Annotated in this window: 9 protein-coding genes and 1 pseudogene; 8 read left to right on the forward strand and 2 right to left on the reverse strand. The window is 70.0% G+C overall.

What is annotated here, in order from left to right; translation table 11 throughout:
* Positions 1 to 57: 57 nt before the first annotated feature.
* On the reverse strand, positions 58 to 1,593 hold the full coding sequence (locus ACFPZJ_RS29450) for a fused MFS/spermidine synthase (protein ID WP_381027802.1): 1,536 nt from the start codon (positions 1,591 to 1,593) through the stop codon (positions 58 to 60).
* A 589-nt stretch (positions 1,594 to 2,182) separates the two neighbouring features.
* Between ACFPZJ_RS29450 and ACFPZJ_RS29455 the strand changes: the two genes are divergently transcribed.
* From ACFPZJ_RS29455 to ACFPZJ_RS29465, 3 genes and pseudogenes are all read left to right on the forward strand, one after another.
* Entirely contained in the window at positions 2,183 to 2,983 is an 801-nt protein-coding gene (locus ACFPZJ_RS29455) for a pectate lyase (RefSeq protein ID WP_381027804.1), read from the forward strand.
* Between the two features lie 223 nt (positions 2,984 to 3,206).
* Positions 3,207 to 4,307: pseudogene (locus ACFPZJ_RS29460) on the forward strand (pectate lyase family protein); the annotation flags it as partial.
* Positions 4,308 to 4,673: 366 nt separating this feature from the next.
* Positions 4,674 to 5,936 carry an MFS transporter gene (locus ACFPZJ_RS29465; protein ID WP_381027806.1) on the forward strand — a complete coding sequence of 421 codons (1,263 nt, stop codon included), beginning with the start codon at positions 4,674 to 4,676 and terminating at the stop codon, positions 5,934 to 5,936.
* A 147-nt stretch (positions 5,937 to 6,083) separates the two neighbouring features.
* On the opposite strand, the gene ACFPZJ_RS29470 is transcribed toward ACFPZJ_RS29465, so the two are convergent.
* Positions 6,084 to 6,998, reverse strand: coding sequence for a LysR family transcriptional regulator (locus tag ACFPZJ_RS29470; RefSeq protein WP_381027808.1), 915 nt, complete (start codon positions 6,996 to 6,998; stop codon positions 6,084 to 6,086).
* A 120-nt stretch (positions 6,999 to 7,118) separates the two neighbouring features.
* Here ACFPZJ_RS29470 and ACFPZJ_RS29475 point away from each other — a divergent pair, with 120 nt between their 5' ends.
* The 5 genes from ACFPZJ_RS29475 (at position 7,119) to ACFPZJ_RS29495 (ending at position 12,266) form a co-directional block, all read left to right on the forward strand.
* Complete coding sequence (locus ACFPZJ_RS29475) at positions 7,119 to 8,099, forward strand: fumarylacetoacetate hydrolase family protein (protein ID WP_381027810.1); 981 nt, start codon at positions 7,119 to 7,121, stop codon at positions 8,097 to 8,099.
* A complete protein-coding gene (locus ACFPZJ_RS29480; RefSeq protein WP_381027811.1) occupies positions 8,096 to 9,061 on the forward strand; it encodes a cyclase family protein in 966 nt (321 codons plus the stop codon). The genes ACFPZJ_RS29475 and ACFPZJ_RS29480 overlap by 4 nt, the downstream gene beginning before the upstream one ends.
* Before the next feature lie 79 nt (positions 9,062 to 9,140).
* Positions 9,141 to 10,304 carry an FAD-dependent oxidoreductase gene (locus ACFPZJ_RS29485; RefSeq protein ID WP_381027814.1) on the forward strand — a complete coding sequence of 388 codons (1,164 nt, stop codon included), beginning with the start codon at positions 9,141 to 9,143 and terminating at the stop codon, positions 10,302 to 10,304.
* A complete protein-coding gene (locus ACFPZJ_RS29490; RefSeq protein ID WP_381027817.1) occupies positions 10,301 to 11,314 on the forward strand; it encodes an amidohydrolase family protein in 1,014 nt (337 codons plus the stop codon). The genes ACFPZJ_RS29485 and ACFPZJ_RS29490 overlap by 4 nt, the downstream gene beginning before the upstream one ends.
* A gap of 13 nt (positions 11,315 to 11,327) precedes the next feature.
* Positions 11,328 to 12,266: a VOC family protein gene (locus ACFPZJ_RS29495; RefSeq protein ID WP_381027819.1), complete on the forward strand. Its 939-nt coding sequence runs from the start codon at positions 11,328 to 11,330 to the stop codon at positions 12,264 to 12,266.
* Positions 12,267 to 12,358: the final 92 nt, after the last annotated feature.

Raw genomic sequence — 12,358 nt, forward strand, 5'->3', positions numbered from 1 at the left:
CAGGTGAAACACGCTCCATAGGGGCGTAAGCCCTGCCGACGCACCTCATGCGTCGTGTCACTGGCTGCTCGGAGAGCTGTAGGGCTGGAGGAGCTGGTCGACGGGTGCGTAGTCGTCGGTGAGCGGTTGGGCATCGCCGATCCAGGCAGTGAGGTCGTCACCGGTGACGATCTTCCAGCCCGTTCGCCGGGCGTCCAGCGCCTTCTGGGTCGCGCGTAGGCCGACTGGTCGGTCGGAGGCGAGCACCACCAGATTGCCGCCCTCGGGGGTGGCGGTCGGGTCGAGGCCGATATCGCTGGGTTCGCCGACGAGGGCGACGTGCTCGAAGGTCTGGCTGAGGGTGGCTACTTCGGCGCGTGCGAAGGCCAGACCACCGTGATCGATGAGGTTGGCGACGTACAGGCCGTCCTCGTCGAGCACCCGCCGTACGTCCGTCATGGCTTCCACCGTAGTGAGGTGCCACGGCACGCTGACGCCCCCGAAGGCGTCGCCGACGACGAGGTCACGACTGCCGGTGTCCAGTCGCCGCAGGCCGAGCCTGCCGTCCTCGGCGCGTACGTCGATGCCGGCCTTTGAACTCAGGCCGAGTCGGTCGCGGTTGATGCGCACGACCCCGCTGTCGATCTCGGATACCAGGCTGCGCGTCCCGGGCCGCGTGGCCGCGAGGTAACGGGGAAAGGTGAGCCCGCCACCGCCCAGGTGGTAGGCGGCAAGTGGCTCACCTTCGGGAAAGGCGGCATCGACCGCCGACGCGATGGCGCGCACGTACTCGAACTCCAGGACGGTCGGGTCGTCGACGTCGACGTAGGAGTGCCGCAAGCCGTCCAGCACGAGTGTGCGGCCGCTGTCCCGGTCGGGATCTGCGACGACCCGTACGCAGTGGTACTTGGTCTCCGTGTCGCAGCCACCGGGCGCGACCGTGGTGGTGAGGCCGCCGACAACGACCACGAGTGTCAGGGCAGGGGGGCTGCTCCACCCGCGCGTGCGCCACTCGACCACCGCGGAGCCGAGCACCAGCAGTGCTCCGAGACCGATCAGTATGCCGCTGACCGGCAACCGCGAGACGAGGACGAAGCCGGTGAGGACGGTGCCGACGATGGCGCCGACGGTACCCACGCCGGACAGTCGGCCGACAACCGTTCCTGTCTCGGCGAGGCTGGTGAGACGCAACTTGGTCACGATCGGCGTCACCGCGGACAGCAGCGCGCCCGGCACGAGAATGGTCAGCGACGCAATCAACAAGAGCGTCGCCGGTGCCCACTCCGCGGTGGTGCGCAGCACGGCGGGGGTGAGCGCCACGACTGCTCCCGACACCCCGAGCGAGGGGCCGAGGAGCCGGCGTGGATCGACCTGGTCCGCGATGCGCCCACCCAGCCAGGAGCCGACGGCGATCGCGGTGAGGGCGATCCCGATCACCAGGGTGCTGGTCTCGAGGGTGAGGCCGAGGTAGGGGGCCAGCAGCCGCAGAGCGACGATCTCGACCACCAGGACTGCGGCCGAGGACCCGAACACGAGCACGACAGCGGCACGGGGACCCAGGCCGTAGTTGCCAGGCGTGCCCTCGGCGACAGGCGACGAAGACGATCCGGTCACGGGCGACATCCTTGCATGAGACTTATCGAGGCGAGGCCAGTCGTGCCCGATGAGAGCGGCTGAGGCGACGGCGCGCTACAGCCCGGCACGGCCTGCCTCGTGCTTCCGCCGTATCTCACGGGACTTCGCTTCGCTGACTTCTTGTTCGTCCTCACGGACCGCCAGGGCTGGCCGAATACGGTGTGCGCGAACCGTTGACTAGTAAGCGCTTGCCCCATACGTTCCGTCACAGTTATGACCAGTCAGGTCACTCCGCACCTGGAATGCCCCTCCGATCCTGCCATCCGTTCGGATGGGGGAACACAAGGCACCTACATGTACGAGAGTGCTTCTGAAGGGACGCGCCGATGCCCACTTTCCCCAGCAGGGAGGTGAGGTACCGCCACGCCCTTGCGGCAAGCATCGGATCGCACCGCGTCAACGGGCGCTTGGGTACGGGCACTTACTGCTCGGACTCCAGCCGGCGACCCGCCGTACGACTGCACCACCGAGCCCGCGTCCAGCGCGGCGAGCTCGGACGACGGGAACAGGGAGCGGGACCACCCGACCCCGTCACCTCACCCTCCACTGAGAGAGAAGGAAGTCGCCCATGACCTCTGCAACACGCTCGCGTTCGCGCCGGCGCGCGCTCACCGGGGCACTGGCCTCACTCGCACTCTCACTTGGCATGCTCACGACACTGCACGGCTCGGCGGAGGCAGCCAACTGGCCGACCCCGAACGGCAGCGAGCCGGTCTCCAAAACCATCAAGATCTCCGGCACCAAGGATTACGGGATGAAGCGCCTCTACGGCACCGGGTCCCTGGGCGGGGACGGCCAGGGCGAGGACCAGGGACCGATCCTCCAACTAACTCCCGGTGCCGTCCTGAAGAACGTCATCCTCGGCAAGCCCGCTGCCGACGGCATCCACTGCGAGGGCAGCTGCACCCTGCAGAACGTCTGGTGGGAGGACGTCGGCGAGGACGCGGCGACGTTCCGCGGCACCTCCTCGTCCAACGTGTACACCGTGAACGGCGGCGGCGCGCGGGACGCCAGCGACAAGGTGTTCCAGTTCAACGGCGCCGGAACGCTGAACGTGTCGAACTTCTCGGTGAAGAACTTCGGCACCTTCGCCCGCACGTGCGGCAACTGCAGCAAGCAGTACAAGCGAACGATCAACCTCAGCAATATCGAGGTGAATTGGAAGGGCGACCGGATCGTCGGCATCAACACCAACTACGACGACGTCGCGACTCTGAGGAACATCACGATCGTCGGGGACAGCAGCCGAAAGATCATTCCCTGCCAGAAGTGGATCGGTAACAGCACGGGAAACGAGCCGAAGGAAAACGGTACTGGTCCCGACGGCAAGTACTGCAAGTACTCAGCGTCCGACATCACCTACAAGTGATCGCACCGCGGTGACATCCGGCTGTACGGAGCGTCCCCTGCGGCGCTTCGTACGGCCGCCCCCGGCCCGGCAGCATGCCGAAGACCGGAGGACTCGGAGTCTCACCGACCGTCGGCGCGGCAGGGCGGGACAGACGGACAGACGAACCTCGACGGCTGACGAAACGACGACAGTTCACAGCAGCAGCACACTCGGCATTCGAAGGCGAAATGGGGAGGCAAGGATGAGGCGACCAGGCGCACTACGGCTCTGTGCGGCGCTGGCCACGCTGGCTCTCGCGGCCGCGACCGGTGCGGTTCTCTCGCCGGCCGCGGCGTCGGCGGCGACGGGCGGCGTCACCGGCTACGCGACCCAGAACGGCGGGACCACCGGCGGCGCGGGCGGGCAGACGGTGCGGGCCACCACCGGAACCGCCATACACGCGGCCCTGTGCGGCCGTGCTGCCACCAGCACCCCGATCACGATCGAGGTCCAGGGCACCATCAACCACGCCAACACCAAGAAGGTGTCGGGCGACAGCTGCGACACCGCCGACGGCGTGATCGAGCTCAAGAAGGTCAGCAACGTCACGCTCGTCGGGGTCGGCGGCGGCGCCGTCTTCGACCAAGTGGGCATCCACCTGCGTGAAGCCAAGAACATCATCATCCGCAACGTGACCGTGCGGAACGTCAAGAAGTCGGGCTCCCCCACGTCCAACGGCGGGGACGCCATCGGTATGGAGCGCAACGTGCGCAACGTCTGGGTCGACCACACCACCCTGGAGGCGTCGGGTGGGGAGTCGGAAGGGTACGACGGCCTCTTCGACCTTAAGGACAACACCCAGTACGTCACCCTGTCGTACAGCGTGCTGCGCAACTCGGGCCGTGGCGGCCTCGTCGGGAACAGCGAGAGCGACCGCTCGAACAGCTTCATCACCTACCACCACAACCGGTACGAGAACATCGACTCCCGCGCCCCGCTGCTGCGCGGCGGCATCGCGCACATGTACAACAACCACTACGTGCGCCTCAACGAGTCCGGCATCAACTCCCGGGCCGGAGCCCGCGCCAGGGTGGACAACAACTACTTCGAGGACTCCAAGGACGTCCTCGGCACCTTCTACACCGATGCCGCCGGATACTGGCAGGTCAGCGGCAACATCTTCGACAACGTGACCTGGTCTCGCCCCGGCAGCGAGAACCACCCGGCCGGCCCCGACCCGCAGTCCACCACCTCGGTCAGCATCCCTTACGCCCACAGCCTCGACGCGGCCGACTGCGTGCCGAGCATCGTCAGCCGCACGGCAGGCGCCGACAAGGGGCTCCAGGTGTCGGACGGCAAGTGCTAGGCCGTGTCTGACGAGCCACCCGTCTCGACAAGACGGCCGCCGCCCACCTCGCCCGCCTCCGCATCGCCTCATGCACCCTCTGGCTCCGCGAACGGTGACCGTTGGGGAGACAGAACCCAGTGGTCGCCGTCCTGTCGTCCAGGAACGTGCACCGCTCATCCACGCCGTGGATGAGGCGGATTCGGGATTGCGATGGCGACAAGGATGGCGGCGGCCCTCCGGAGACCCCATAGTCGGGCCTACCCGCACGCCGCTGACCGGATCCGCCGCCGGCGTGCGGCCTCCTCCAGCGCTCAGCATGCCGTGCACCCTCGGCGCCCGTGACGGTATGCGCGCTTCCGTACGCCGCCATCTGGAGACGCCATGCCCGCTTCCGTGCCCCTGCCTCCCGTCGAGGTGGAGGAGACCGCCCCGCCGCCCGTCCCCGTGTCGGGTCCCTCCCATCTGCTGCGGGTGACCCTGTTGATGGCGGGCAGTTGTCTGCCGATCCTCGGGGCGGTGCTGATCGCCCCGGTGCTGCCGAAGATGCAGGACCACTTCGCGTCGGCTCCCGGCGCCAAGGCGCTGGTTCCCCTCGCGCTGACCGTTCCCGCGCTGGCGCTGGCGCTGCTTGCCCCGTTCGCCGGGGTGATCGTGGACCGGCTGGGCCGCAAGCGCCTGCTGATCGTGGCGACGGTCCTGTACGCCGTGTTCGGTACGGCGCCGCTCTATCTGGAGTCACTGGGCGCGATCATCGTCAGCCGTGCTCTGGTGGGTGTCGCCGAGGCCGCCATCATGACGTGCTGCACCACACTGATCGGCGACTACTACTCCGGTCACCGGCGGGTGAGGTACCTGGCCCTGCAGACCATGTGCGCCTCCGCGTCGGCCACCGCCTTCTTCGTGATCGGCGGGGCCGTCGGTGCCGCGGGCTGGCGCGTGCCGTTCTGGGTCTACGCCGTCAGCCTGCTGCTCGCCCCGGTGATGGCAGCCGCGCTGCCCACTCCGGCGGCCCGTGTGGCCGCCGACGACAAGCCGGCCGAACCCCGTCGCCCGTTCCCCTGGCGGCCGTTGGCCGGAATCTGCGTCCTCACCTTCTTCGGGGCGATGGTCTTCTACACCGTCCCGGTGGAAATGTCGTACCTGCTCGACGACCTCGGGGTGGACAGCACCGGTGTGATCGGCCTGGCCACCGCGGTCGCGAGCGCCGCCACCGTCGGCGGAGCGGTCGTCTTCGCCCGGTCGAAGCGCTCCCCGGACCCGATGCTGCCCGCCGTCCTCGCGGTCTGCGCGGCCGGTTTCGGCGTGATGTACCTCGCGGGCGACGCCCCGCTGCTGGTGGTCGGGGCGGTGGTCAACTGCGTGGGCACGGGCCTGTTGCTGCCGGCCCTCCTCACCAGTGCCATGTCCCGGCTGGCGTTCGAGGACCGTGGCCGCGGGACGGGGCTGTGGACGGCGGCCTTCTTCGGCGGCGAGTTCGTGTGTCCGCTGGTGTTGCTCGCCGTGGAGTCGGTCGTCGGCAGCCTCGCCGGTGCGGTGGGTGTGCTGGGACTGGCCACGGCCCTCGTCGCGGCGGCGCTGTGGGCGTCCCGCCGCCGAGCGGACGCGGTCGACTCCCAGACCTTGCCGCAGCGGGCCGGTGGATGAGCGCCAGGCGGTGAGCTGTGTGTCCCGGGCCTCGGGCCAGGCGTCGCTGCCGGGCGGTGGTTCGCGCGGCGACGCTACGGGATGCCGCCGCCTTCGGGACGGGTGCCGCCCGCAAGCGGCTCGCCTGTGCGCGCGTTGCGGAGTCGGTCACGCCCCGTCGCCCGTCAGCGCCGCGCCGACCTCCGCGGCCTTCTGCCGCAGCCAGATGTGGGCCGCGTCCTGGGCGTGCACCGGATGCCACCACAGCGCCTCCTGCACCGGCACGGCCTCGAAGGGACACGGCAGAACGCGCACCGCGGCCGAGCGGACCGCTCCGCGGGCCAGGCGCTGCTGGATCATCGCGACCCGGCGGGTGCCCTCGACCATGTGGGGCAGCAGTTGGAAGGTCTGCACGGACACCTCCACCCGGGGGCTGATGCCGAGCATGCTCAGCTGGCGGGCGGCCGGGGCGTCGTAGGGGCGCTGGTAGACGGCCCAGGGCAGGCGGGCCAGCTGTTCGAGGGTGAGTTCGTCACCGACCTCGCGGTTGTCGTCGGCGACCAGGCACAGCCAACGGTCCCGGTACAGGTCGACGGCGGGGAAGCCGTCGATGACGCCGTGCGGCATCAGCAACCCGTCGACGGTACTGAGCACGGTCGCCGTGTTCTCCACGACGCTCGGCGCCGGGTGCTGGAAGGTGAGCCGGATCCCTGGCGCCTCCCGATGCAGGGCGCGGGCGAGCGCGGAGCCGAACACGGCCGCGCCGTAGTCGGAGGCGAGCAGGGTGAACTCACGGGTCTCGGCGGCCGGGTCGAACTCGGCCTGGCTGGAGAAGACGCGTTCCAGCAGGTCGCAGGCGGTCGCGCTGCGGTCCCGCAGGGCCACGCCGAGCGGGGTCAGCTCGTAGGAGTTGCCGGTCCGGGCCAGCAAGTCGTCGTCGAAGTGGCGGCGCAGCCGGGCGAGCGCCGCGCTCATCGCGGGCTGGCTCAGCCCGATCCGCTCGCCGGCCCGTGTGACGTTGCGCTCCTCCAGCAGGGCGCGCAGGGCCACGACCAGGTTGAGGTCGAGTCGGGAGAGGTTCACGGGCACCACCTGGCAAGCCGAAGAGTATCCACGCTGTGGATGCGATGTATCCACAGGATTCATTTCCGTGATTCAACGATCGGGGACAGAGTAGACCGCAACCCAGCGGGAGGAAATGTCATGGCAACACTCGCGCCACCTGCCGGCCCGTTCGCGCTCGGCACGTTCTCCGCTCCGGGCGGGGAGCCGTTCCCCGGACTGCTGGTCACGGGCCGGGTACTGAACCTGAGCCAGGCCCTGGCCTGGGCCCCGTCCGGGATGCGTGCCGTGCTGGAGCGGTGGGAGGAGGCCCTGCCCGTCCTGTCCGTACTCGCGCACGAGGACGCGTCGGACTGGCGGCCGTTGGAGGGCCTGCGGGTGCACGCCCCCGTCGAGCCGCGGCAGGTCTTCCAGTCCGGTGCCAACTACCGGCAGCACGTGATCGACCTGGAGGTCGCCCACCGCTCCCCCGACGACGCCCGCACGGTCGAGGAGGCACGGGCGGAGATCGCCGCGGTCATGGACCGGCGGGCGGCGGAGGACCTGCCGTATGTGTTCATCGGCCTGCCGAGCGCGATCACCGGTCCGTACGACGACGTGGTCCTGCCCTCCTGGGCCGAAAAGCCGGACTGGGAGCTGGAGCTTGCGGCCGTGGTCGGCAGGCCCGCGTACCGGGTGTCCGTGCAGGAGGCACTGGAGTACGTCGCCGGGTACACGATCGCCAACGACCTGACCGACCGTGCCACCGTCTTCCGCCGGGACATGAAGGCCATCGGCACCGACTGGCTACGCTGCAAGAACGCCCCCGGCTTCACCCCGCTCGGGCCCTGGATCGTGCCCGCCGAATCCATCGCCGACCCAGGTGACCTGCGGGTCACCCTCAAACTGAACGGCGAGACCATGCAGGACGAGTCCACCAAGGACATGATCTTCGGCGTCGCGCGCATGGTGTCGTACGTCTCCCAGACCGCCCGGCTCCTGCCCGGCGACCTGGTGCTGACGGGCAGCCCGGCCGGCAACGGCATGCACTGGGGCCGCCTGCTGCGCGACGGCGACGTGATGGAGGGCTCCATCACCGGCCTCGGCGTCCAGCGCACCCGCTGCGTCAAGGAGACGGCGTGAACCGTGACGACCCGGAGGGCGCGATAGCCGAGGCCGCCAAGACGTACTCGAACTGGGGGCGTTGGGGCGAGGATGACGTGCTCGGTACCCTCAATTTCCTGACCGAGGCCAAGCGCCGTGAAGGCGCCGCCCTCGTCCGGCGAGGGGTCAGTTTCTCCCTGTCGCAGCGGTTCGACATGAACGGCCCGCAGAAGGGCTGGCGGCGCCGCACCAACCCGGTGCACACCATGCTCGACACCGGCACCGACGCGGCCCTCGGCAACCAGGGCTTCCCGCACGGGATCGGCGGAGCCGACGACGTGATCGCGATGCCGCTGCAGTGCTCCACCCAGTGGGACGGCCTGGGCCACATCTTCGACCACGGCAGAGCATGGAACGGGCGGGACGCCGCGACCACCGTCACCTCCGACGGCGACCTCGTCACCGGCATCGAGCACATGGCCCCGTACGTCGCCGGGCGGGGCGTGCTGCTGGACGTCGGCCGGGTCGTCGGGGACGACGACGGCACGAAGGAGCTGCCGGACGGCTTCGCCGTCACCGAGGAGCACCTGACCGCGACGGCCGCCGCGCACGGCGTGTCCGTCGGCCGCGGGGACATCGTCGTCGTGCGCACCGGACAGCTGGCCAGGGTCCGCCGCGAGGGCTGGGGCGACTACGCCGGAGGGCCCGCGCCGGGGCTGTCGTTCACCACCGCTGGGTGGCTGCACCGCACCGAGATCGCCGCGATCGCCACCGACACCTGGGGCTTCGAGGTCCGGCCGAACGAGTTCGAGGGCGCCTTCCAGCCGCTGCACCAGGTCGTCATCCCCAACATGGGCCTGCTGATCGGCGAGATGTGGGACCTCGACGCGCTCGCCGAGGACTGCGCGGCGGACGGTGTGTACGAGTTCTGGCTCACCGCCGCCCCGCTGCCCATCACCGGAGCCGTCGGCTCCCCCGTCAACCCCGTCGCCGTCAAATAGCCGACTCCGGCCCGCACTCGACAGCGGTGGCCGCCCCGGCCGCCCGGAGCCGGGCGGCCCGAACCCCGGGAGACCCGACATGACCGACCGTCGCACCCTTCCCCAGCCTCCGGCTCGGGGGAACCCCACCGTCCTCGTCATCGGCGGCGGCGCCGCCGGCAACGCCGTGACCGTTCTGCTGCGTCGGGCGGGCATCCAGGTGGACCTGATCGAGACCAAGCCCGACTGGAACGCCACCACCGGCTCCGGAATCACCCTCCAGGGCAACGCCCTGCGCGTCCTGCGCGAACTGGGCGTCTGGGAGCGGGTGAGCACCTCCGGTTTCCCCTTCGGCACATTGGGCATCACCGCTCCCGACGGCACGGTGCTGCACGTCGCCGAGGACATCCGGACCGGCGGTGACGACCTGCCCGCCACCCTCGGCATGCAGCGCCCGCAGCTCCAGCAGATCCTCATCGACGTGGTCCGCCCCTCCGGGGCCACGGTGCGCCTGGGCACCACCGCCGAGACCCTGGAGCAGGACGCCGACGGCGTCTCGGTGCGCTTCAGCGACGGCACCCAGGCCCGCTACGACCTGGTGATCGCCGCCGACGGTCTCAACTCCGCCACCCGCGCCGCCATCGGCATCACCGAGAAACCCGAGCCGACCGGCATGGCGATCTGGCGTATCGCCACCCCGCGCCCCGAGGGCGTGGAGCGCACCGACCTCGCCTACGGCGGCCCGGCCTACATAGCCGGCTACACCCCCACCAGCGAGCACACCCTCTACGCCTTCGTCGTCGAGAGGTGCCGTGACCGCGCCTCGATCGACCCCGCCGCCCACGCCGACGAAATGCGCCGCGTGGCGCAGGGGTACGGCGGGTTCTGGCCGCAGATCACCAAGCACATCGCCGACCCGAGGAAGGTCAACTACACCTGGTGCGACCGCCTGTTGGTCGAAGGCTCCTGGCACCGGGGCCGGGTCGTGCTGATCGGCGACGCCGCCCACTGCTGTCCACCCACCATCGCCCAGGGCGCAGCCATGTCCCTGGAGGACGCCCTGGTCCTCGCCGAACTGCTCACGAGCGGACGGGACTGGGACGACGAACTGCTCCAGAGCTACTACGACCGCCGGATCCACCGGGTGCGGACCGTTGTCGAGGCGTCCGTGCGGATCGGCCAGTGGCAGCTGGACGGCGTGCGCGACGCCGACGTCCCCGGCCTGATCGGCCGCACGATGAGCGTCTTGAAGGAAAAGCCGTGACCACGCCCACCGTTGACGTGCACGCGCATGTCCTGCTGCCCAAGGTCGAGGAGGCCGTCGCCGGTCAGCCCGGCCTCGCTCGGGCCCAGGGCCTCGACGCCCGCCGCAACGGACCGGCGGCGCTCGCCGTGAACGGGCCCATGGTCGCTGAGCGGGTGCCCCGGCTGACGGATGCCGCCGTGCGTCTGGCGGCCATGGACGCGCAGGGCGTGGACATCCAGTTGGTGAGTCCCTCCCCCTCGCATTACCACTACTGGGCCGGGCCGGAACTGGCCCGGCGCGTGTGCCGGCTGGCCAACGAGGGCACCGCCGCTCACTGTGCGAAGGCCCCCGACCGGCTGTACGGACTCGGACTGGTTCCGCTCCAGCACCCCGGGCTCGCGGTGGAGTCGCTCGATCACGCACTGGATCAGGGACTGCGGGGTGTGGAGGTCTCCTCGCACGCGCCGGGACCGGCCGGGACACGGGAGGTGGAACTGTCCGACCGGCGCCTCGCGCCCTTCTGGGCACGCGCGGAGGAGACCGGCGCCCTGGTCTTCCTGCACCCGTTCGGCTGCACCCTCGACGAGCGCCTGGACCAGTGGTACCTGTCCAACACCGTCGGCCAGCCCACCGAGAACGCGGTCGCCCTCTCCCACCTGGTCTTCTCCGGTGTCCTCGACCGTCACCCCGGGCTGAAGCTGATCGCCGCGCACGGCGGCGGTTACCTGCCCACCCACATCGGCCGCTCCGATCACGCCTGGCTTGTCCGCCCCGACGCCCAGGTCCCTGCCCGGAAGCCGAGCAGCTATCTGAAACGGCTGTACTTCGACTCCCTGGTTCATGACCCGCACGTCCTCCGGGAGCTGGTCCGGACCGCGGGAGCCGGCCAGGTCCTGCTCGGCTCCGACTTCCCCTTCGACATGGGCACCGACGACCCGCTGGGCGCGCTGCGCGCAGCGGACCTGCCCGACGCCGACTTCCACGCCGTGCGCGGCGCGAACGCGGCCGCCCTGCTCAACCTCACCTGAGGAGGAATCCCCCATGAGCGACCGTCTGCTCACCCATCTGCGGCACGTCGACCTCGCCGTGCCCGACTACGACAAGCAACTCGACTTCTACGCCGGCGTCTGGGGCCTGACGAAGGTCGCCGAGGACTCCGGCATCTCCTTCCTGGCCGCCGAGGGCTCCCCGGAGCAGTACGTCGTACGGCTGCGCAAGGCCGACGAGAAGCGCCTCGACCTCGTCTCCTACGGGGCGGGCAGTCCGGCCGACGTCGACGCCCTGGCCGAACGACTCCTCGCCGGGGGCGTGCAGTTGATCTCCCAGCCGGGCAGGATCGACACTCCTGGCGGCGGTTACGGCTTCCGCTTCTTCGATGTCGACGGCCGCACCCTGGAGGTCTCCGCCGACGTGGAGGTACGGCAGCACCGCAAGATCGAGGAGAAGGAGTCCATCCCGGTCAAGCTGTCGCACGTCGTCCTCAACTCGCCCGACCTGAACGTCACCCGCCAGTGGTACGAACGGCACCTCGCCTTCCGCCTCTCCGACACGCTCGGTTCCCCGCACATGGGCGAGGTCATGCACTTCATGCGGATCAGCAACCAGCATCACTCCATGGCCATCGCCCAGTGCCCGCACACCTCCCTGCACCACATCTCCTTCGAGATGCGCGGCCTGGACGAGTACATGCGCGGCTCCGGCCGCGTGATGCGAGCCGGCTTCCGCACGATCTGGGGCCCTGGCCGGCACATGGCGGGCGACAACACCTTCACGTACTTCCTCGACCCGCACGGCAACACCGTCGAGTACACCACCGAACTGGAGGTCCTGGACGAGGACACCTGGCACCCCCACGTCTACGACTTCTCCCGGCCCGAGGTCACCGACCAGTGGGGCACGGCCAACCCGATGAACGAACTGGTCGCCAAGGAGTCCTTCAACGACCCCGACCGCGGCTGCTTCGTCGCCCCGCCGGTCTGACCGGCAGGGCCTCCCGACACGGGCGGCGCGGCGCTCCCCTGTCCTGCCCTGTCCTGCCCTGACTCGCCCACCGCGCCCCCAGCCCCGTCCAC

This window comes from Streptomyces bullii, from assembly GCF_042657145.1.
In the GTDB taxonomy this organism is placed as follows: domain Bacteria; phylum Actinomycetota; class Actinomycetes; order Streptomycetales; family Streptomycetaceae; genus Streptomyces; species Streptomyces bullii.